We start from the raw sequence: 22,178 nt of genomic DNA, 5'->3' as shown, positions 1-22,178 counted from the left end.
ACACTTCCTGTAATTTATCTTCTGCATTACTAACAGTTGAAATAAACAGGGGTAACATCGCTAATGAACCCAACAAATATTTGCTGCATTTACTCTTAGTATTCAATTTCATCACTGATTCCTTGTCGTTGTGCTTCCCATTAATTCCGGTATAATGGAATTGATATCTTTATACTGGAATACATTTTAAGTATGCTGTTACTCCAATTACCTGTCAATAGTTCAATTTTTAATCAGTGTGGGGTTCTTGATATTATTATTAATAGTGCTACTTGTACTGATTTTATAGGCTTAATCTAATTTAATAATCTGGATATTATTCATATAATAGCTATTTACTCTGAATCCAAACTGGTGCATTTTTTTGTTTTCTTGCACAACATCGGTGATAAATTAAATTATTTATTTTCAGTTTGAAGGTTTAACTGATTCATAAAGAAGACAATTAAATGGATGTTGAAGGATTCTTGATAAATGTTTGAGGAGTCGGTTGAATGCATCAAGATGCTAAGGCAAAAGGCAGGGCTTTCGATCCCGATGCGTTTGTCACTGTATTATTTGCCAATCGAGATCTGTCGCTCCTATCAACCCGCCGTGCTGGCTCTTCGTTTGAGTTTATATTTTAGGGTGGTTGACGACTCAAATGAGCCACCTTTGATGGCGTGAATCAGCTTTTCAGCGGCTTTGGTTCCCATTGTTTCATAGTCAAATTCCGCACAGGTCAGGCTGGGGTAGGCGTGTTCTCCCATGGATGAACCTTCCAGACACATAATGGCCATATCTTTCGGCACTTTCAGCAGTCTGCGATGACACTCAAATAACGCGCCAATGGCAATATCTTCATGGCTGCATACCAATGCATCCAAGACTGAATCCCGTAACAGTAATTTCGCGAGCCCTTCAGCGCCTAGTTGAGAAGAGGGGGCGTCCGGTGTGGTTAAGAAATGGTCGGGAGTCAAATAGCTATCGATCAACGCGCTTTGCCAGCCATGTAGCTGATGTTGCAAGGTAAAATGGTCACCGCGCGCCCCGATGAAGCCAATATGCTGAAAGCCTTGTTCGATCAGGTGTTTGGTACATGTTTTCCCCACCTCGAAGTAATCAAAGCCGATGTTCAGGTAGTTTTCTTTGGAGCACTGTTCTGCGATCTCTAACACAATGGTATTGGTCGATTTCAGGAGCTGGTGGGTTCGCTTGGTATGTTCCTGACCGAACAGCACGACCCCTGCCGGACGACTTTCTAAAAACGTGGAGACCAGATTTTCTTCCTGAGTGATTGAGTAATCACTGTAGCCGATGAGTAACTGATAGCCAGCTTTATTGAGTGCATGTTGAAATTTGGGCAGGAAAACTGCACAAGCTTTTTCAAACAGTGACGGAATAACCAGTGCGATGGAGTGGCTTTGTGCTGATGCAAGTGTCCCCGCCGCTTTATTGGGGATATAACCAAGCTCATCAACAACTTGCTGAATCTTTTCTCTGAGATGATCAGAGACTAAATCCGGCGTTCTTAATGCTCGCGACACAGTCATGGTGCCAACGCCTGCTTTTTGGGCGACATCAGCCAACGTGACACTACCTGTACTTCTTCGTTTACGGGGTCTGCTCATCTTTCCAATTTTATGTGATAGGTTTTCTGCGCTGATATTTTACCACAGCCTGTTGATCATCGGTTCGATACTAACGTATCAGCACCTTGGTTTAATTCATTAAACCATAAGGGATGAGCAAAATACTACATGCGTCACACAAATGATAGCGCTATCAGATAGCGCTATCATTTGTGATCTGTTTAAGATTTTTCTGGCATGTTGTTCGGTAAAGTGTCACTAAATCACACAATAGAGTTGGAAACAAACCATGCTACGTGAACTGATAACTCCCGATGTGGTTCGCATATATTCTGATGCGACCGACTGGAAAGATGCGATTGAAAAGTCGTGTGCGGCCCTGATTGAGAACCATGCAATAGAACCCGGCTATGTGGACGCCATTTGTCGCTCGCATGAATCGATCGGGCCTTATTACGTGGTCGGTCCGGGTATGGCGATGCCCCATGCGCGACCGGAAGACGGTGTCAACCGTCTGGCACTTGCGCTGACGGTTATTCAACAAGGTGTGAATTTTAATGCCGAAGAAAATGACCCGATAAAAATGCTGGTGACCTTAGCGGCGACAGACAGTAACAGTCACATTGAAGCGATTGCGCAATTGGCTGAACTATTTATGAATGAAGCGCATGTACAACAAATTTGCAATGCGAACAGCAAAGATGATGTGCTCGCGGTGATTGATCAATATTAAATTTTATCTCCTTACACCCCCTAAAAATAAAGGTCTGAATGATGAAAATTATCGTTGTATGCGGCAATGGTCTTGGCACCAGCCTGATGATGGAAATGAGTATTAAAACCATTGTAAAAGAGCTCAATATTGAGGCAAGCGTTGATCACGTTGATCTTGGTTCAGCTAAAGGAACCGATTGTGACATCTTCGTCGCAACCAATGATATCGCCGAGCAGTTAAATATGCTGGCGGTAAAACCTCGGATTGTCGCGCTGGATAACATGGTAGATAAAGCGGCGATGAAAGCGCGTTTATCTGTGGCTCTGCAAGAGCTTGGTTATCTGTAAGGAGGAGAAGCAATGGAGTTCTTTAATTTCTTAATGAATGATGTGCTGTCCGAACCCTCCGTGTTGGTCGGTTTTATCGCCTTGATCGGTCTCATCGCACAGAAAAAATCGGTAACGGAATGTATCAAAGGAACGGTAAAAACCATACTGGGTTTTATTATTTTGGGAGCAGGGGCTGGTCTGGTCGTCGGCTCGCTCGGTGACTTTGCGACCATTTTTCAGCACGCCTTCGGGATTACCGGTGTCGTCCCCAATAACGAAGCAATTGTTTCGATTGCGCAAAAATCATTTGGCCGTGAAATGGCGATGATCATGTTCTTTGCGATGCTGGTGAATATTTTGATTGCCCGTTTTACACCGTGGAAGTTTATCTTTTTAACCGGGCACCACACGCTGTTTATGTCGATGATGGTGGCCGCGATTCTTGCCACCAGTGGGATGAAAGGTGTACCGCTGATTGCTTTGGGTTCAATTGTGGTCGGTTGTGTGATGGTGTTCTTCCCTGCCATCGCTCACCGCTACATGAAACAGGTGACCGGCTCGGATGATGTCGCGATTGGTCACTTTTCAACTCTTTCTTATGTTCTTGCCGGATTTATCGGCAGTAAACTGGGCAATAAAGAACATTCGACTGAAGATATGAATGTGCCTAAAAGCTTACTGTTTTTACGCGATACGCCGGTTGCGATCTCGTTCACCATGGGGATTATTTTCATCATTACCTGCCTGTTTGCCGGCGGAGACTATGTCCGTGAGGTCAGTGGCGGTAAGCACTGGTTTATGTTTGCCTTAATCCAGTCAATTACTTTTGCCGGTGGGGTGTATGTCATCCTGCAAGGGGTGCGGATGATTATCGCTGAAATCGTCCCGGCGTTTAAAGGTATATCCGATAAGCTGGTGCCCAATGCCAAACCTGCATTGGATTGTCCGGTGGTCTTTCCGTATGCGCCGAACGCAGTATTGGTCGGTTTCCTGTCGAGCTTTGCCGCAGGTTTAGTCGGGATGTTGCTGCTTTATATGATGAATTTAACCATCATTATTCCCGGGGTGGTGCCTCACTTTTTCGTCGGAGCTGCCGCAGGTGTGTTCGGCAATGCAACCGGCGGGCGACGCGGTGCGATCTTAGGCGCTTTTGCCCAAGGGCTGCTGATCACATTCCTGCCGGTATTCTTATTGCCGGTATTGGGTGATTTAGGGTTTGCCAATACCACATTCAGTGATTCTGACTTTGGTGCCATCGGGATTCTGCTGGGATTGATTGTCCGCTAATTAATTGTCAGCTTGTAAAATCAAGGTCTTGTATATGGGTAATGCCAGTCAGTTAAGCTGACTGGCATTGGTTCTTTTTGGGCGACCTGATCACGTTTGACCCCCAGTGATGAGATGAATACTGACTTTAACCTTTCCGGAAGTTTAGAAGTAAGCTATTATGCATTTTGTTGTATATGAATGTTTCAACATATATGAACAGCGTCAGGATGTCAGAACGCTGCTTACTTTCTAATCTGAATCTAAAGGAATACAAAATGAAGTTTAGAATCTTATCCCTCTCAATCATTGGCCTGTGCTCACTGGGTGTTCAGGCCAGTGATTTAGCACAATTTACCGAAATCGCTCAGAAAGCTGACTTTATTGATGGTGTTAATATAGTTGAGCCTCCGGAATTTACCAATGATGATCCGACGTTCAGTGACTCTATTGTTGACCGGGCAAATGCAATGGGCGCGATTGCTGTTGATCGTGAGGGAAATCAATCTACCGCTGAGATTTCAGCAGAAACACTGCAAGCACTTGAGGACGCAATTAAAACATTTGATGATCTGGGTCTGGATGCCACTTTATTTACCACGCCGGAACAGGAATCAACGGTGAAACCTGAAGTGACCGGAGAAGAAGAGGATATTCAGGGGGTGGTCATTGGTCATGATGATCGAACCCGGATTACCAATACAACCGTTTCACCTTACAAGTATATCGGCCACATTTCAGTGGGATGTACCGGTACACTGATTGGTAGTAAATATGTACTGACAGCGGGCCACTGTGTGGCAAATGGTAGTGGTAGCTGGTATAAGAATCTGGATTTCGCCGCCGGGCAGAATGGTTCGACAAAACCTTGGGGAACCACCGCATGGAAAAATGCGGTCACCACCAATGCCTGGTTTAATAACCGTAATTCTAATTATGACTATGCGTTAATCGTGTTGCAAGAAGCACCACATGGTGGGTCTTCTGGTTGGGGTGTTTATTCCGGCGGTACTCATTCGGTGACCGGATATCCGGGTGATAAAACCCGCTGGACGCTGTGGACGGACTCCGGTGCCACCAATGCCATCTCTTCTTACCGTATCTGTTATACAATGGACACCGCCGGGGGCGAAAGTGGCAGCGGCATCCGGGATAGCAGTAACTACGTGCGCGGCATTCATACAACCGGTTCATCGTCCCGCAACTGTGGTACTCGGATGACCAGCTCCGTATACAATACGCTAAAGCAGTGGATCTCTACCCATTAACCGTATTGTTTATGTGAGACTGATGAGAAAAGCGCGGGTTTTGCGCATGTCAATCCGTTAAGAAATCAATGAACGGCTGAGATCCGCCAAACCGATGATAAAGGCTCTGAGAATTCAATCTGAGAGCCTTTTCTTTTGCCGTTCACGACCGCTCTGATATCGAGCCATGGCACACGCAAACCTATTCGTCTGTACTGTATTGGTGCAAAAATGCACAAAATAAGTTCAGTTGTAGCGAATCCGGTTCAGATAAGTCTCGTGTTTGACCCGCTTTTGATAATCGAGGGGAGTGGCACTGACTAATCGTTTGAATTCTCTCAGAAAATGAGCTTGATCACTGAATCCCAGTCCATAGGCTAAGTCGGAAAACACGACCTGTTGCTGGTGATTGATATGATACACCGCAGACTGGCAGCGGATGATCCGACTGAACGCTTTGGGTGAAAGCCCCAGATCATTAAGAAACTGGCGTTGTAACGTGCGGCAGGTGTAGCCGGTCATGGCCTCTAACTGTTTGATCTGAATATTTCCCTTGTGATCGAAAATATGCTGAATCGCTTGTGCCGTGAGTGGGGAAAAGCGACGTTTCCTCTGACCGCTCAACAAAAACTTATCCTTGAGAAACTGCTGCATCAGAGTGACTTGCCTGACAAACGTTGGCGCACTGACCACTTGTTCGAACAGCGCATTACACATTGGCACCACATCAGGTAAATGCAGCAAATGATTCACCATTTCACTCGCCGATGCATCCAGAAAATCAGGGATAACCCCCGGTACAAACCGCACCCCGAAATAACGATGTTGATGGACGAAATTGGCCCGGGTCGCTTCGAGTGTGGTACCACAAACATAGGCGGTCGGGGAGGTGGCGTCACAATCGAAAAGAATGTCGATACAGCCGTCAGGGATTGCAAGTGTCAGTGATGCGGACGGGTCGGCTTCAAAGCTATAGAAATGGGAAACCTCAGGGATATCAGAGGAACAAAGCGAAAAATCCTGCGCGGCACTCAGGACAAACCAAGGTTGTTTGGCGTGGATACCTGCCACGCGACTGACAATCGAAGCTGTTGACATAATGACCCCTGCTTTTCCGGGATAAACCAATCCAGATAGGGTCAGAAAGCAAGCGAGGTGCCAATTTTGTCATTTTTATCAATATTCGTGTCATGTCGCAAAAATTCAATACGCTGTTTCGCGGGCTCTCTATCATCCAAGCTATCCGTTGTTCATCTGATGTGATTTGCCAGGGAAGGTCGATGACTGACATCCTCGGTGACCGGAACACGGCATATAAATTTTACCCCCTATTTTTTGAGGTGATGTTATGTCAAAGCGTACCAAAATTGATTTTATTTACCTGTCGGAGCAGGACATGCTCAAAGCGGGTGTCACCGATATGCCAAGCTGCGTCGATACCATGGAAGAGATGTTTGGCCTGCTGTGGCAGGGCGATTATCGCATGGCCGGCGCGAATAATGATTCTCATGGTGCGATGGTCATTTTCCCGGAGGAATCGCCTTTTCCGACTATGCCGAAACCGACCGCTGATCGTCGTTTGATGGCAATGCCGGCTTATCTCGGCGGAAGCTTTCAAACGTGTGGTGTGAAATGGTATGGCTCTAACATTGCCAACCGGGAGAAAGGTCTGCCACGTTCCATCTTAATGTTTATCCTCAACGATATTGAAACAGGGGCGCCACTGGCATATATGTCTGCCAACCTGTTATCGGCTTATCGTACCGGTGCCGTACCGGGGGTGGGTGCCCGTTATCTGGCGCGTCAGGATTCGAAAGTGATCGGCCTGCTTGGCCCCGGTGTCATGGGCAAAACCGCGGTAGCGGCATTTATCACCGCTTGTCCTCAGATCGATACCATTAAAGTCAAAGGTCGCGGGCAGCAAAGTCTTGATAGTTTCCTCACGTGGGTGGCTGCTACCTATCCGCAGATCACCACAATCGAGATTGTCGATTCACTGGAAGATGTAGTGCGGGGCTCAGATATTGTGACGTACTGCAATTCGGGCGAGACCGGTGACCCATCGACATATCCGATCGTCAAACGCGAATGGGTCAAACCGGGCGCTTTCTTGGCGATGCCTGCCTATTGCCGCCTTGACGAGGGGATGGAACAGGATGACATTCGCAAAGTGCTCGATAATACCGGCCTGTATCAAGCTTGGTATGAAGAAGTGCCCAAACCCGCCCATCATCATATTCCGGTCATCGGCGTACGTTTTATGGACATGATCGCCGAAGGCAAAATTACTCTCGATCAACTGGAAGATATCGGTGAGATAGTCTCCGGTGAAGCACCCGGTCGCCAAAACGATGAAGAGATCATCATCATGTCAGTCGGTGGCTTACCGGTCGAAGATGTGGCGTGGGCGACGGTGATTTACCGCAATGCCCTCGCGCAGGGCATTGGCGTCAAACTGAATCTTTGGGACGAGCCTGTGTTGAGTTGAGCTGAACGGCTGGCACCGTCTGAAACTCATCCATTTTTATCTCAAACCCATCCATTTTTATTTGCTATGTAGGTAACTCAATGACTCAGATTGTAAAAGTAAAAACCGGTTCAAAGTTTGAAGCGCTTGGCAGCTATTCCCGTCTCGTCGCCGTGGATAACTGGATCTTTGTTTCCAATACAGCCGGACGTCATCCTGAATCGCAACAAATTTCTGATGATGTGATTGAACAGGCACAACAGGTATTCGACAACATTGAAAAAGCACTGGCCTCTGTCGGTGCCCGATTAGCCGATGTCGTCATGTCACGTGTTTTTATTCAGGACCCGACTCATGTCCCACTGGTTATGGAATTTGTCGGCCAAAAATTCAGGGGAATCGATCCCGCAACGACAGTGACCTGTCCGCCTTTGGGATCGACGATCTATCAAGTCGAGCTAGAAGTCACGGCCTATCGTGGTGTCGGTGATGCAGAAGTGAACAGGATCACGATCTAATGGCGATAGATTTCCAAGGATAAAGCGATGACACAGAGATTAGAACCCGTCAATACACAAGACAAGCACCCCGCATCCACACAAGTGGTGATTATCGGGGGTGGCATTATCGGTGTCAGTGCAGCGTTGGCACTGGCCGAGCGCAATATTCCGGTCGTCTTGCTGGAAAAAGGACAAATCGGCGCAGAGCAGTCATCCCGCAACCTCGGTTGGATCCGCAAAACCAACCGTCATGCCGAAGACGTCCCGCTGGCACAGGCCGCAGATCGACTCTGGGCTGAAATGCCTGCGCGTATCGGGCGTGAGGTCGGTTACCGGCAGTCCGGGATTCTTTTTGCCGCACGTAATGAACAACAGATGGCGATGTACCAAGGGTGGCATCAATCCGTTCAGGCATTGCAGCTGGATTCGCAACTGCTCAGCCCGCAGCAAATTGATCAACTGGCTCCCGGCGGCACTGAAAAGTGGGTCGGTGGGGTGTATACCCCTTCCGACGGATTTGCTGAACCAGCGATTGCGACCAGTGCAATGGCCCGGCGAGCAATTGAAAAAGGGGCGGTACTGGTCCAGAACTGTGCCGTCCGGACACTTGCTACCGCTGGCGGTCAGGTGAGTGGCGTGGTCACCGAGCAAGGCGAAATTCGCTGTACCCAAGTGCTGCTTGCCAGCGGTGCATGGTCGAGACGTTTCTTAGGCAATCATGGCGTGTCGTTTCCGACCCTGCCGATTATCTGTTCAGTGCTGCGCACGAAAGCCACCCAAGGGCCGACGGATATTGCGTTTGCCGCACCGGACTTTTCTTTTCGTCAGCATTCAGACGGTGGATTTGTCATCACGCAGCGTGGCGCACTGGATGCACCGCTGACGCTGGATCATCTGCTGATCGGCATGCGTTATCTGGCCCAGTTACGTACGCAGCGCAGTTATATGCGTATGTCGCTCGGGCGTCATTTCCTGCGGGATCTGACCTTGCCCCGACGGTGGAAGGCGCACGATGTTTCTCCGTTCGAACGGATTCGTACCCTCAACCCGTCAGTCAATGAAGGGATTAACCAAGAAGCACTGACGAATCTTGCCAACGCTTGGCCGATGTTTGCTGGCATTGGTATTGACGAAAGCTGGGCGGGGCTGATTGATGTGACACCGGATTCATTACCCGTGATTGATCACATTGATGCGATTCCCGGCCTGACGGTCGCAACCGGCTTTTCCGGTCACGGATTCGGTACCGGCCCGGCAGCGGGGCAGCTCGCTGCGGATTTGGTTGCGAATGTGACACCGATTGTCGATCCGCGACCTTATCGGTTTGATCGGTTTTAAACACGGACGTTGTTTTTATTCATGAGAGGGATTTTACATGAACACACACCCACATGTACAAAGTATCGATACTGCGGGGCTGTCGATGACAACCCGACCATCGTTAAAAATGCGCTTGCCGACCATGATGGCCATCTGTATTGGTTTGGTTATCGTTCAGGGGGCAATGATTTCTGCAACGCAAGGGATCGGGATGGGCGGTATGTCGTTCATCATTGCCATGGTTGCAGCATTAGCACTCTCCCAGTTCAATGCGATGAGTTTTGCCGAACTGTCACTGATGTTTCCGCAAGAAGGCACATTAGCCATGTACACGCAAAAAGCGATTGGCCATTTTCCGGCGATTGTCGCGGTGTTTGCCGGTTATGTGGTCGTGTCGATTTTGGCAATTCCGGTGGAAATGTTTCTGGTGGATGCGATGTTAGCGCAGCTGTTTCCGGGAATGCTGCCGGATAAGGTGGTGCCATTACTGATTTTACTGGTGCTTACCATCACCAATCTGGTTGGGGCTGATGTGTTTGCCCGCGTGCAGAATATTCTGGCATTTGTGTTGGTCAGTGCCTTGATTCTGGTTGGACTGACCGCAATTACCGGCTTGAGTCAGCCGCATCCGGATTTGGCCGGAAAAGCAGTCGACTGGAGTTTCAGCGGCGTGTGGGACGGTAGTTTTATCGGTTTGATCGCTTTAGCAATGTGGATGATGGTCGGGGTTGAATTTATCTGCCCGATGGTCAACGAAGTCAAACAGCCGCGTAAGAACATTCCCCGGGCGATGCATTTGTCACTGTTATTTATCTTCTTAATCTTTTTAGCTTTTGCTTATGGTGCCAGCCTTTATTTGGGTACGGATACGCTGGTTGGATCGCCTTTGCCGTATTTGGATTACGTCAGTGCCGTTTTCGGCCAAAGCGGGTTAGTGATTGCAACCGTGATGGCCCTCGCTGCCACCTGTAGTACCATCAACACCGTACTGGCCTCGGTGCCGAAAATGTTGCACGGGATGGCAATGCAGAAGCAGGCTTTCCCACAGCTCAAAGCAATCAACCGTTTCAATGCGCCTTGGACTGCGATCGTGATGCTCGCTGTCTGTACTGCGATCTCTTATTTTATCTTCGAAATCGATGCGCTGATTGTGCTGGTGATTGCGGCAACCACCAGTTGGCTATTGGCCTATATTGTGGCGCATATTGATGTGATTGTTTTGCGTCGGCGGCTGCCGCAACAAGAGCGCCCCTATCGGACACCGTTCTACCCATGGCCTCAGATCATCGGGATTATCGGTATGCTGTATGTGGCATTGAATAATTCACCGGATCCGAACATGACCCAAATGGTGTACACCATCACCGGTGGCATTCTATTCGTCATTAGTCTGATTGCGGCATTATGGGTGAAATTTTACATGAAACGCGGCTTGTTTGAGCCGGATGTCGATTAAGCTTTGCCCTGTGGCGGGATGACCGCCACAGGGATTATCAGCGCAGCCGGGCACAGATAGTGGGGTGTAAAGTTGTCGGATATCCAAATAAGAAATACCAGCAGAGTTATCGACAGAAACGATTTTTTTGCGAGTGTCTTTATTCAGACAGAATCGGAGGGAGCTGATGATTTTCTTGTTTTGCATATGCCTGGGGTGTCGATCCGAACAGGGTCTTAAAGGCACTAATAAAACTGCTTACACTTTTGTAGCCGAGTTCATAGGCGACGCGACTCGTGCTTTCTCCCTGTCTTAAAATCTCAAGAGTACTCATCAACCTGTGTCTGCTACACCATTGCCGATAGGTCATCCCCGTTTCTGCTTTAAACAGTCGTTCAATGGTACGGACACTGGCACCAACCCGCGCTGCACGTTGTTTCAGCGTCGGATTATGTAATAGCGAGGTATTGTGCAGCGGTTCATTGATGAGCTGGGTGATCAGCCGATTTAATCTCGGGTCTTTGCCTGCCGGTAAATAGACTTTCAGCTCATCGAGTGTGGCGAGCTCATCAATCAAAACCAGTCCGAGTCTTCTTATCGGCCCTTCTTGTAACACAGAGTGTCCTTCAACCAGTCGCAGAATTAACTCACGAATTAACGGCGTCATTTTCAGCATCGCGATGCCTTTTTGCTGCGCCCGAATCGGAAATGACGGATCAACATATAAGTTGCGCATTTGGGTCAATGTTTCTGCCTGAACCTGATGCATCACGCCACTTGGGATCCAAACGGCATGAGTCGACGGTACGATCCAAATCGCCTCATCACTGGTGACTTTGACAATGCCTTGCGCGGCCCACAACAACTGACCTCTGGGATGGGCATGGGGGAGCATCCGGGTTTCTGCCAACATACTGCGGCTGTGCGTGAGCACCGGTCGGGAAGGATCGATGGTATAAGCAAATTGACTCGGTGGTAGTAATGTCGCTTCAGGAACATTGTTTGGCATTTTCAGGGCTTCTTGCGTCACATCATAATCGTTATCTTAGAAGCCATTATTTCTACAATCAAGGTGAACCCGATGAACAACCGCGTATCGTTGCGGCATATTGCAGTCACTCTCGCATTGATACTGGCAGCTTGGCTGGTTTTATTTCCGGCGGAAAGCGTTCAACCCAACGTATCACTCAGTGCTGCGGTAATACTGATCACTCTGGCTGGCTGGAGTACTGGTTTTTTCCCGCCGTTTTTAACCGGCCTGATTTTCTTCTCACTGGTGACCATCTTCCAGTTGCTTGACCCGGGAATCCTGTTTGCCGGATTTGGTTCGACCGCTGTGTGGTTAATTATTTCCGGATTTATTATTGGCTCAGCCATCAGCCTCTCCGGGTTAGGAAAAAGACTGGCATCCCGGATTGCCCCGTATCTTGTCGGCAGCTATTTTCGTCTCATTTTCGGCTTGGTCGTGAGTGCGATGATCTTGGGATTTGTGATGCCATCTTCTGTGGGGCGCTCGGTGGTGATGATTCCGATAGGCATGGCTTTGGCTGATAAAGTCGGCTTTTCCAGCGGTAGTAACGGGCGCCTCGGTATCGCGACGTCACTCACACTGGCCTGTAATATGCCGAGTTTCGCCATTCTGCCAGCCAATATTCCGAATATGATCTTAAGCGGTGCCAGTGAGACGTTATTTCACCTGAGCTTTGGTTATACCGAATATCTGTTATTACATTTCCCTGTCCTCGGGATCGTGAAATCTTTGGTTATTATCGCGCTGACATTATGGATATTTCCCGCCCATATCAATGCTGAAGTCAGTGCTGAAGCGCCGCAACCGCAAGATGAGCCATATCAGACGGCCATCCAAATCCGGGTCGGGATTATTTTAGGGGTGACCTTGTTACTCTGGGTGACCGACACGGTTCACGGGGTGAATCCGGCGTGGATCGGTCTGGCTGCGGCGATCGTGTTGTTGTTACCCCGCTGGGGCGTCGTTCCCCCCAAATCATTCAACAGTAGTATTGATTTCGGTTCGGTTGTGTTCGTTGCCGCAGCGCTCGGGCTCGGTGCGTTAGTCAACCAATCGGGAATTGGTTCGATCATGGGGGACATATTGGGGAACTTCATTCCCGGAAAGACGGGGAGTGATTTTCTGAACTTCATGGCGCTTTCTTTGATGTCGATGGTCACGGGGCTCGTGGCAACGGTTCCCGGTGTCCCGACTGTTCTGACACCGATGGCCGCAGATTTAGCGCACACCACCGGCTTTACTGTTCCTGAAGTGTTGATGACTCAAGTGGTCGGTTTTTCTACCATCATTTTTCCATATCAGGTTACACCGCTGATTATCGCGATGCAGTTGTCGAATGAACCGTTGGCGAAGCTTGTGAAACTGACCTTCCCGCTGGCGATCATCACGATTTTGGTTTTGATGCCGTTGGATTATCTGTGGTGGGTGCTATTGGGGTGGTTGGGGTAAGATGCGTTTCATTTCATCACCTTTATTTTGTCATCCTTTGGCTTCGGAATGTGGCGCACAATTACGTTTTTCGGTTTCAGAGGCATCGGTGTTCTGTGCGCCAGTTACTCTTGCCAAGATGCAAGCGTAACCAGAAGATCTTTTTTGTTTGGCTTGGGTGATCGCTTTCCAGAACCAGCTTTTACGGGCGTCCTGCCCGGAAAAGCTTAACCATTCTTCCTTGAATGGTTTTCTTGGTTGAGTGGTTGATTTGAATAGAGTGAAACATTCTTAAAAAGTCAATTTGGTTAATGAACTCAGGCTGAAAAATCATGGATGATTTTTTATATTGTTTATCATGGTATATTGTTTGTTCTGGTTGTTATTATATCTATTTGATTTCGTTGTTTTTAATTGCTATTTTGCTCATCAGTGTTCATTGAAAAATATCATCAGTCAATGAATTGTGTGTAGCTATATGTGTAGTAAAAAATAAATTATGGCAGCAATTAACAAACTTTCAGATAAACAACTTAAGGCCATTCATGGCAAACCTTATACAGGGCGTCAGGTGGTTTCTGACGGTGCCGGACTCTCTGCAAGGATCTCTCCCAAAGGTAAAATTGCATGGGTCTACCGTTACCGACTCGGTGGCAGAGATTCCAATCCAAAATGGTTAGGGCTGGGAAACTACCCTGAAACCTCTATCAAACAAGCCAGAGAAAAACGCGACCTGTGCCGCGAGTGGCTGGATAATGGGCTTGACCCTTCAATGGAAATCCAGCTTGCTAAAGAAAAGCGGGAGAAACCCGTTACCGTTGCCGATGCAATGGAATACTGGTTAGTTGAGTATGCTGAGGTTCACCGTAAAACAGCAGGTCAATGGCGAGCCCATATCAATAATCATATCATTCCTTATATTGGCCATTTACCATTAGAGCAGGTCAGCACCCAGATGTGGGTGACATGTTTTGACCGGATGAGAAAAGGTGTCGAAGGTAAACAAAGACCTGTCCCTGTGCTTGCAGGTACGTTGTTTGCGGTGTGTAAACAGGCGTTACTTTTTTGCCGCAAAAGAGGTTTCGCGGTTAGTCATGCCCTCAATGATTTGGTTCGCTCGGATGTTGGCACCGCGAAATCAGAACGACATCGCGTTTTAACCGAAGCTGAGTTAAGGTCTTTTGTTGATTTCATCACGCATTCCAATCGGATGATGGACTATTACCAACGGCTTGCATTGCTGTTGACTATCTTTGGTGCACGAACGCAAGAGGTTCGGCTTTCAACGTGGGATGAATGGGATTTTACATCCCGACGATGGACAGTCCCCAAGCAGAACAGTAAAACCGGAGAAATCATTGTTCGTCCTATTCCTCAAGATGTGATCCCGTATTTACAAACCATCAAGCAGGAAACTGAAAAAACGGGTTATGTATTGGGTGGGATTAAAGCCTCTTCCTCGGTCAGTAACAGAGGGCGCTCTTTCTGGAAAACATTAGAACATCAAAGCTTGTGGACATTTCATGACTTGCGTCGAACGATGGCAACACGAATGAATGACTTACGGGTTCCGCCCCATGTGGTTGACCACCTGTTAGGTCATGCTATCGGTGGGGTCAGCGGTGTATATAACCGAAGTCAATACATCCCAGAGAAAGAAGAAGCGTTAGAGAAATGGCTGGATTATTTGGAAATTCGGGAATTTCTATTGTCTGATTGAATTATTTTTGGCTGATTTAATGACCACTTCTAAGTAAAATTATTCAGAAGTGGTCTAGGCACAAGAAAGATAATATACCGCTAAAAACCTGATAATTTACTTAAAAAATTAACAATATACCCTCCAATGATTGCCATAGTAATAATTCCAAAAGGTCGAGTGTACCAATTGTCTTTAGATTCAATAGGTATTTCAATTCGTAAAGTATCAACTGATGAAGTTTCGCCTGTTAAAGATTTCTCCCATACTTTTTCTTCAGCCTTCTGTCGCACTTTATTGATTCTATTAGTTAGATAAGTACCGCTATCTTTCATTATAATTCCTAATATAAATGCACATAAAACTGCCGCAAATTTTAGGTTATCTTCAACAAATATATTTGGGTAATGAATGTTTGGTGCAAAACTCCAAAGTAGAGATAAAAATTGTGTTTTTTGATATATAAAATTAATTAAAATTACCAATGATTCTGATATGCTTTTAAAGACTGATGTATCCTCCTTTAATATACGATATATATAGAGAACAACACTCATTGATAACAATATAAGAGAGGTTAAGCTAACTATCCAACCAATGATTTTCTGCCTTCTCGCTTTTTTTATTGCTTCTGATAACTTCAAGGGTATTCCTCTTTCTTACTATTAGATATGTGTGCTTATTAATTGCATGCTGGTGTATAAAGATGGTAAATATAGCTGTTGTTTCATACAGTATCAAGTGGTTAAAATACCGTTTGCGATTCTAAATCGGTTTACAATCACAAACGGTTTCGGTTGCATTATATAGGGAATGAGGATTCACAATCTTTGTAAACCGGATTGTGGTTCCGGTTGCCAACCACAAATGCAATGATTGGGAATGTTTTCCGAATCTATCTACATCAATGACATGATGTGATGTTACATAAGGCGATCTTGGTTCCTATGTAACATAACGTTATGTTATATAAGAGCATCATATTCAGAGTATGGGTTGTACATATGTTGGTAAACAAGCGTCGGTTTATCCGCTTGGATGAGATTTCAGAGAAAACACCGTTAACCAAAGGGGATGTGTTGGCGTTGATTGAAAACGGAGATTTAGCCTTTTGTGCAATGGTTGACCTGCATCGGATGGCAGCATTCAATCCTAAAACTAATACGGTTTTAGGTGTGTTCAATTATCGCGGTATGGTTCGTTTGTACAAAAAGGATTCACAAGCGTTCACATTAAAGAATAAAGCTCAGACATTGAAACAGGTATTTATCCTGCAACCGGATAAAATCAACCAGTGGGGCAGTGTTGCGGAGTATTTCGGGGAAGTGGCACACAGCCGTTACCGAATTGTACCAAAGCGAATGCCTCAACCTGATTTTGCATTTCCGGCTTTGGCACAGGTTGAAATAGGTCAGTCGTTTACTCAGATAGGAAAAAACCTCCTTGCTGATTGGGGAAAGACGCTTGATGTCCCGAATCAATTGCAGGCTGACAACAACCACTATTTTCAATCTACATGGGTGGTTATCCAACCGGAATCACTCCGACTGGATATAGAGGCCATTGAGCGGCTATGTGGTCAGCATCAGTCCTCTATGGCAGAAAATAGTGTTCAGAGTCCCGCAATTTCTCAGTTGGAAGCACTTACCCATCCCATTGAGCAAATCGTTTACCGGATACTCAAACAAGACCCTGACGCCCGAGCCGATAAAATCTGGAATATGATGCGCACTGAGTTCCGGCAAGGCGGAGCGCGTCAGTATGATGTCGATGGTGTGATTGAATCGATGAGCGCTGATGATATTTGCTGGTTCGGTAAAGGGCTGGAGACAGAAAACGAAATGGGCTATGAAGCCTTTCGCAAGAATACCGTATACAAGGTGCGCAAGCTGGTCAAACGAACCTGAAAAACATAACGTCATTGTCAGCGTCATTGATAGCGTCATATGACGTTTGCGACGCTTATGGTTTGAGTCTCAATCAACCAAGGAGACTCACCGATGACAACCATAAACCTATCAATTGAAAAACGCGCTTATACCGAGCAGGAAACCGCAGCTTATATCGGTATGAGCCGTTCATTCCTCAGACAGTCCCGTATGGAAGGGCTACGCACCAACCGCACCGATGCGCCACCGTTTATTAAAATCGGGCGTTCGGTTCGTTACCTTAAAGAAGATTTAGACCGGTGGCTGGACAATCACACCAAGCTTGAGCATCTGGCTCAGGAAGGGGGATGTCGTGTCTGAATCAATCCCTCAACTGACTCAAGAGCAACACACTTTACTCAAATGGATGAAGAGCGGGCGGACGTTTAAAGTCTGCTCGGACTACGGGCCGATGAAAGGTGACATTCAACCGAAAACCCGGTTACCTGTACGAGTCTTTCAAGGCACGGTTGAAAAGCTCTATCAGGCCGGACTGATTAGTTTCACTCCGGTCAATTTCTTTGGTCAGCGTTGGGATGAGTTTTTCCTGACGCCAAAAGGGAAAGCCAGCCAATGACAAAAACAGATACCATGATTCAGACCGAGATTGACCTTTCATCAATCGCGTGGGATGACAGAGCCTTTGTTCAGCAAAGGCTTTTTTGCTTTCCGGTAGAAATACAAAAACTACTGCTGAAAGCGTATCTCCGCAAGCCAACCAAGTTTGAGCGTAATACCTATTTAAGAACGACCACGGAACAAATCGCGGCTAAGCTGTCCGTTCCTGTCAGTCAATTGGAACTGAATCTCAGTGAGGATGACTTACGCGAGAAAGCCAAGCATCTGGCTCAATCCGTGTTTGCTTTGCGTCGTCAATTTCTCAATGATGAACTTGCCCTTGAGACCGTTCGCGGCTTTATCCGTCAGCAAGGGATTACTCCTACAGAAACCTATTCCCTCCATGGTGAAATGGGACGCTACGGTGATGCAAAGTGGTGGTTACGTAAACTGAGAAAATCGCTCAGACGCAATATTGAAACGGTGCTGCATCATCTCAATCAGATCAATAAGAAAACCAGTCTGTATTGCTCTCGTCTGACGCTGAAAGCCCGAATCAGACAAAAAGCCTATCAACATGAATACTTGTCGAATACCTTTGCGGTCAATGAGCAAGGCCAGCGCTTCTCATTACTGGAATTGTCACAAAAAGGTGTATCAGACCCGAAAATCAGAAAAGGCGAGCTGATGGTCAGAGCCAGAGGCTTTGAAGAGTTGGCGCAAGACTTAGGGCATGAAGCGACCTTTTTAACCATCACCTGCCCGTCAAAGTATCACCGCAGTTATTCCAAATCAGGCGATATCAATCCCAAGTGGGAAGGATTGACTCCGTTAGACGGGCAAGCCTATCTCAATAAACAGTGGCAGCTTATTCGAGCCAAATTGAATCGGTTAGACATCCGCTTTTATGGCTTTCGGGTGGCTGAGCCACAACACGACGGCACCCCACACTGGCATTTACTGTTATTTGTCGAAAAGCACCAATACCAAAAGATGGTTGATATCATGCGTGACTATGCCCTGAGAGAAGACGGTGACGAGACCGGAGCGGACAAACACCGCTTTACCGAAGTGAAAATCGACCCGAACAAAGGCTCAGCGACCGGCTACATTGCCAAATACATATCCAAGAATATCGACGGTGAAAACCTCGAATGTGGTATCTATGGCGAAGACCCGTTAGAAGCAGCGGCCAGAGTGGACGCATGGGCGGCCTGTTGGGGCATTCGTCAGTTTCAGCAACTTGGCGGCTGTTCGGTCACGGTCTGGCGTGAATTGCGCAGATTAAAGGACATCATGGACTTACCGGAAAGAGCCAAAGCAATCATCGAAGCTGCCGACAGAGGCGACTGGAAGACTTACACGCTGAAAATGGGCGGTGTATTCTGTGAGCGCCAAGCACAGGTATTTAAGCCCTACTATGAGCTTTCAGTTGACCAAACCACCGGAGCGGTGAAAACCAGCCAATATTGTAATAACGAATTGGTTAGGGCTTTAAAAGGGGTGATGACTGCCGGACGTGAATTCATCACCCGTGTTTTTGCGTGGCGGATAGAATCCGGCTTAGCGCTTTCTTTTAACTTGGAGTTCTGTGAATAAGTGTATTTTGCGTAAAACAATCTTTCAAAGGAAAGTATATAACATATTAGTGAGCCCAAATCTTGAACAGTTATACATATGTGTGTTAACGTTCATAGCATTGTGTTTTCTATGGGCGTTTATTTGTTTTGAACGAAAGTCTATATTTAACCAGTCACGTCATAGATGATGTAGTCGATTTGGCTGAGCAAATGACCAATCCTGTTTTATTGAAAGATAAATCGGGAAAATATTTATATGCTAATCAGTCAAGCATTAATTTATTTGGGCTGAATAATCAAAATGATTTGATTGGCATCGATGCTAAAGAACTGAATGTTAAGGTTAAGCATCATTGGCATTCCGAATATGAACAGGCTGTAGTAGATCTAGATAATTTCGTCATGAAGAAACGACAATCAGGGGTTGATTATATGAGAGCAATTCCTTGTCATGATGGAACATTACGTATTCAGAATATGATAAAAAAACCCATGGTTAGTAAATATTCAGATAGGGTTACTGCCATATTTACCTTTAGTGAAAATTTAACTGACTATGTAGATAGAATTGCTTTGCTTAATCTTTATGTTAAGTTTTATTCATCCCATGAATCTGCTATCCAATATTTTTTAAAATATTTAAATATCGATGGATTATTTCAAAAATATCCATCTTTAAGAGAGATGGAGACAATTCTATTGTTGTCTATACTAGGAAATCATAAGTCAGTATCAAATCAGATGGGGGTTTCTGTTAGGACAATAGAAGAAAACATTCGTAGGGTTAAACAAAGTAAGCTTAAAGAAGACTATTTTTGGCTTGTACTTTTGGAATTAATAAGAAATGAAAAAAGAAACATTAAACTTACGTAAAATTATACAGATAACTATGGCTTCCAATATATTGGAGTGGTATGAGTATATTATTTTTGCTTTTTTGTATACATCTATTGGGCAACATTTTTTCTCATCTTCTGACCCTGTTTCTGCTGCAATAGAGACATTTAGTGTTTTCGCATTAAGTTATTTAGCTCGACCCTTTGGGAGTTTATTTTTTGGCTGGTTATCTGATTACTCTTCAACGTCAAAAGCGGCTAGAATATCTATGCTCCTGATGGCTTTTCCTCCAATTGCTATTATTATGATTCCAAGCTATTCATCAATTGGAATATTTTCACCAATACTTCTTGTTCTTGTTCGATTGGTACAAGGCTTTGCGGCTGGTGGTGAGTTACCCGTAACGGCAACATTTGCATATAATCATACAGAGCAGAAGTATAAACGGTTAACATGTGCATTAGTTAATTGCAGCTCATTGATTGGTGTGTTGTTATCATCACTCACGATTACGGTTATTAATGCAACTTTAACTCAAGAACAGATTATTAACGGTGCATGGAAATATCCATTCTATATTTCTATCCCTTTGATTATATTCCTATTTTGGATAAGAAAAGATCTGATTTTAATGGATGATTTTAATCCTGATGTGAAAAATAACCAAAATAAATTCAGCTACTTATCGGAAATATATCAACATAAATATTCTTTTTTAGTGGGCTTTGTTGTGATCGCATCATTACAAATTTCATTTTATCTAATGTTTATTTGGTTTCCTACTTATCTCAATTTATTTCTTGATGTTCCTAAACTAATTTCATCAACATTCAATACAATCAGTTTACTAGTTATGGTTATGACAGTTATTTTGACTGGTCTCGCATTAATTAAACTTGATGGGAAGAAAATATTGTTTCATTTCATATATGTTGAAATGATTGTTGCAATACTTTCTTTTTATTGGGTGATACACAGCCAAAGTTATTTTACTTTAACAATGGTAAGTATCATATTTTCTATTTTGATTGGGGTGATAGATGCAATAGCACTCAGTTTTCTTGGTGGATTGTTTAAGTCTCAAATCAGAGGGTTGGGGATGAACCTTTCATTTACATTACCGGCTGTTTTCTTTGGTGGATTTTCTCCTTTGATTGCAACATGGATAATTAATCGTACAGGGATCTTAATGACCCCTGCAATAATGATAGGACTCGTATTATTAATAACTCTACTATGTTTAGTTAAATTTGAGCGTGTATCAAACATCCGCCAAGAGTTCCAGCATCAAAATTAACAATTAATTTTGAAAATGACTCATACACTTTGTCATAAGCTTTTTGTCCATGGTTATGACAAAGTGTTATTTTGTTTTTTTCCATATAAGTTAAAATGTCTTTATAACTTTCATAGAACATATCAGTAATATCATATACTTTTTTCAGTGTCCAAGGAGAAAAAATAGATTCAATTCTATCTAATGAAATTGGATTGAAAGGAGAATTGTCATCATGAAAAAGGTTTTGTGTAAATTTACTATTTGATGAATAATCAAATACAAGTAAATCAGTATTTTCCCTAGCCCTAATAGCAAGTTCAGAACATGCTTGGTTTTGATTCTGAAATGCATAAAATGCAGAAAAAATCGTAATTAGATCATAAGTCTCTTGAGTAAGCTTATTTATATCTAAAACATCACCATGTATAAACTGGCAGTGAGTATATTGATTTCGAGCATACTGAATTGCCTGTATGTCTTTATCTAAACCAGTAGTTTTGACTTGTTGATTAAGTAAATTTACTGTACCACCAAGCCCTGAGCCTACATCCAATATATTTTCTTTAGCTGAAAAATTAGTCTTTTCGATTGAAAAATAAACTGCTTCTATGCCTTTGGGATGAGTGAAGTCCCCTTTTCTTATTTCTGCAAGAAGATGTTTTTTCTGAATAAAGTGACCCATCGTAATCATCAGTTTCCTGTTGCAATCAGATGCAATCATTCTTTCATAAAGAAAGTAGAAATTATACAAAAAGTTTAATATGAAAACATACGGGATTTTCCCGTATATTTCAAAATAAACGAATCGTGTATCTTTACCTAGGTGCTCACTTGCATATTTACTTGAGCGAGTATAGAGCAATGGATAGTGATTAATCGTTCTTTTAATAAAAACAATAAGGATAGAAATGAAACTAAATTAGTTTCATCACAATATTAGTAGGCTAAATATGAAACAAGATAAATCATCTCACTCTCTGCTTGATGCT

The 22,178-nt window shown here is 44.9% G+C and carries 21 protein-coding genes; 16 read left to right on the top strand and 5 right to left on the bottom strand.

Going from position 1 to position 22,178, the window contains the following annotated elements; translation table 11 throughout:
* Positions 1–584: 584 nt before the first annotated feature.
* A complete protein-coding gene (locus tag AC55NX_RS19205; protein ID WP_496997196.1) occupies positions 585–1,610 on the bottom strand; it encodes a LacI family DNA-binding transcriptional regulator in 1,026 nt (341 codons plus the stop codon).
* 250 nt (positions 1,611–1,860) lie between these two features.
* Here AC55NX_RS19205 and AC55NX_RS19200 point away from each other — a divergent pair, with 250 nt between their 5' ends.
* The 4 genes from AC55NX_RS19200 (at position 1,861) to AC55NX_RS19185 (ending at position 5,149) form a co-directional block, all read left to right on the top strand.
* The gene (locus AC55NX_RS19200) at positions 1,861–2,304 is read left to right on the top strand and encodes a PTS sugar transporter subunit IIA (protein WP_496997195.1); all 444 of its coding nucleotides are present in this window, start codon (positions 1,861–1,863) and stop codon (positions 2,302–2,304) included.
* Positions 2,305–2,345: 41 nt separating this feature from the next.
* Positions 2,346–2,633 carry a PTS sugar transporter subunit IIB gene (locus AC55NX_RS19195; protein WP_496997197.1) on the top strand — a complete coding sequence of 96 codons (288 nt, stop codon included), beginning with the start codon at positions 2,346–2,348 and terminating at the stop codon, positions 2,631–2,633.
* A gap of 12 nt (positions 2,634–2,645) precedes the next feature.
* Positions 2,646–3,902, top strand: a complete 1,257-nt coding sequence (gene ulaA / locus AC55NX_RS19190) for a PTS ascorbate transporter subunit IIC (RefSeq protein ID WP_496997194.1) — start codon at positions 2,646–2,648, stop codon at positions 3,900–3,902.
* A gap of 257 nt (positions 3,903–4,159) precedes the next feature.
* Positions 4,160–5,149: a trypsin-like serine peptidase gene (locus AC55NX_RS19185; RefSeq protein WP_496997193.1), complete on the top strand. Its 990-nt coding sequence runs from the start codon at positions 4,160–4,162 to the stop codon at positions 5,147–5,149.
* 225 nt (positions 5,150–5,374) lie between these two features.
* On the opposite strand, the gene AC55NX_RS19180 is transcribed toward AC55NX_RS19185, so the two are convergent.
* Positions 5,375–6,226 carry a helix-turn-helix domain-containing protein gene (locus AC55NX_RS19180; RefSeq protein WP_496997192.1) on the bottom strand — a complete coding sequence of 284 codons (852 nt, stop codon included), beginning with the start codon at positions 6,224–6,226 and terminating at the stop codon, positions 5,375–5,377.
* Positions 6,227–6,476: 250 nt separating this feature from the next.
* Here AC55NX_RS19180 and AC55NX_RS19175 point away from each other — a divergent pair, with 250 nt between their 5' ends.
* The 4 genes from AC55NX_RS19175 (at position 6,477) to AC55NX_RS19160 (ending at position 10,871) form a co-directional block, all read left to right on the top strand.
* Complete coding sequence (locus tag AC55NX_RS19175) at positions 6,477–7,616, top strand: ornithine cyclodeaminase family protein (RefSeq protein ID WP_496997191.1); 1,140 nt, start codon at positions 6,477–6,479, stop codon at positions 7,614–7,616.
* Positions 7,617–7,696: 80 nt separating this feature from the next.
* Positions 7,697–8,113 carry a RidA family protein gene (locus AC55NX_RS19170; RefSeq protein ID WP_496997190.1) on the top strand — a complete coding sequence of 139 codons (417 nt, stop codon included), beginning with the start codon at positions 7,697–7,699 and terminating at the stop codon, positions 8,111–8,113.
* 27 nt (positions 8,114–8,140) lie between these two features.
* On the top strand, positions 8,141–9,433 hold the full coding sequence (locus AC55NX_RS19165) for an NAD(P)/FAD-dependent oxidoreductase (protein WP_496997189.1): 1,293 nt from the start codon (positions 8,141–8,143) through the stop codon (positions 9,431–9,433).
* A 37-nt stretch (positions 9,434–9,470) separates the two neighbouring features.
* Positions 9,471–10,871, top strand: a complete 1,401-nt coding sequence (locus tag AC55NX_RS19160) for an APC family permease (RefSeq protein WP_496997188.1) — start codon at positions 9,471–9,473, stop codon at positions 10,869–10,871.
* A 139-nt stretch (positions 10,872–11,010) separates the two neighbouring features.
* Here the strand turns inward: AC55NX_RS19160 and AC55NX_RS19155 are convergent, their stop codons facing one another.
* Entirely contained in the window at positions 11,011–11,880 is an 870-nt protein-coding gene (locus tag AC55NX_RS19155) for an AraC family transcriptional regulator (protein WP_496997187.1), read from the bottom strand.
* Positions 11,881–11,931: 51 nt separating this feature from the next.
* Between AC55NX_RS19155 and AC55NX_RS19150 the strand changes: the two genes are divergently transcribed.
* Positions 11,932–13,329: an SLC13 family permease gene (locus AC55NX_RS19150; protein ID WP_496997186.1), complete on the top strand. Its 1,398-nt coding sequence runs from the start codon at positions 11,932–11,934 to the stop codon at positions 13,327–13,329.
* A gap of 478 nt (positions 13,330–13,807) precedes the next feature.
* The gene (locus tag AC55NX_RS19145; RefSeq protein WP_496997185.1) at positions 13,808–15,028 is read left to right on the top strand and encodes a tyrosine-type recombinase/integrase; all 1,221 of its coding nucleotides are present in this window, start codon (positions 13,808–13,810) and stop codon (positions 15,026–15,028) included.
* 80 nt (positions 15,029–15,108) lie between these two features.
* Here AC55NX_RS19145 and AC55NX_RS19140 read toward each other — a convergent pair whose 3' ends face one another.
* Positions 15,109–15,651, bottom strand: coding sequence for a YniB family protein (locus AC55NX_RS19140; RefSeq protein ID WP_496997184.1), 543 nt, complete (start codon positions 15,649–15,651; stop codon positions 15,109–15,111).
* A 360-nt stretch (positions 15,652–16,011) separates the two neighbouring features.
* Between AC55NX_RS19140 and AC55NX_RS19135 the strand changes: the two genes are divergently transcribed.
* The 6 genes from AC55NX_RS19135 to AC55NX_RS19110 all read left to right on the top strand — a co-directional run bounded on the left by AC55NX_RS19135 (position 16,012) and on the right by AC55NX_RS19110 (position 21,207).
* A complete protein-coding gene (locus tag AC55NX_RS19135) occupies positions 16,012–16,914 on the top strand; it encodes a hypothetical protein (protein ID WP_077337629.1) in 903 nt (300 codons plus the stop codon).
* A gap of 93 nt (positions 16,915–17,007) precedes the next feature.
* Positions 17,008–17,256 carry a helix-turn-helix transcriptional regulator gene (locus AC55NX_RS19130; RefSeq protein ID WP_077337630.1) on the top strand — a complete coding sequence of 83 codons (249 nt, stop codon included), beginning with the start codon at positions 17,008–17,010 and terminating at the stop codon, positions 17,254–17,256.
* Positions 17,249–17,512, top strand: a complete 264-nt coding sequence (locus AC55NX_RS19125) for a hypothetical protein (protein WP_496997183.1) — start codon at positions 17,249–17,251, stop codon at positions 17,510–17,512. The genes AC55NX_RS19130 and AC55NX_RS19125 overlap by 8 nt, the downstream gene beginning before the upstream one ends.
* Positions 17,509–19,092 carry a replication endonuclease gene (locus AC55NX_RS19120; RefSeq protein WP_496997182.1) on the top strand — a complete coding sequence of 528 codons (1,584 nt, stop codon included), beginning with the start codon at positions 17,509–17,511 and terminating at the stop codon, positions 19,090–19,092. Before AC55NX_RS19125 ends, AC55NX_RS19120 begins: the two co-directional genes overlap by 4 nt.
* Positions 19,093–19,220: 128 nt before the next feature.
* Positions 19,221–19,946: a hypothetical protein gene (locus AC55NX_RS19115; RefSeq protein ID WP_496997181.1), complete on the top strand. Its 726-nt coding sequence runs from the start codon at positions 19,221–19,223 to the stop codon at positions 19,944–19,946.
* A complete protein-coding gene (locus AC55NX_RS19110; protein ID WP_496997180.1) occupies positions 19,918–21,207 on the top strand; it encodes an MFS transporter in 1,290 nt (429 codons plus the stop codon). The genes AC55NX_RS19115 and AC55NX_RS19110 overlap by 29 nt, the downstream gene beginning before the upstream one ends.
* On the opposite strand, the gene AC55NX_RS19105 is transcribed toward AC55NX_RS19110, so the two are convergent.
* Positions 21,155–21,880 (bottom strand): class I SAM-dependent methyltransferase, encoded by a 726-nt coding sequence (locus AC55NX_RS19105; RefSeq protein ID WP_496997179.1) that lies wholly within the window; start codon positions 21,878–21,880, stop codon positions 21,155–21,157. The two genes, AC55NX_RS19110 and AC55NX_RS19105, sit on opposite strands and share 53 nt — an antisense overlap.
* Positions 21,881–22,178 lie beyond the last annotated feature (298 nt).

The organism is Vibrio rubrogenes (genome assembly GCF_059641415.1).
Note: the sequence above shows the minus strand (reverse complement) of the source record. Positions and strands in the feature narration are given on the sequence as shown.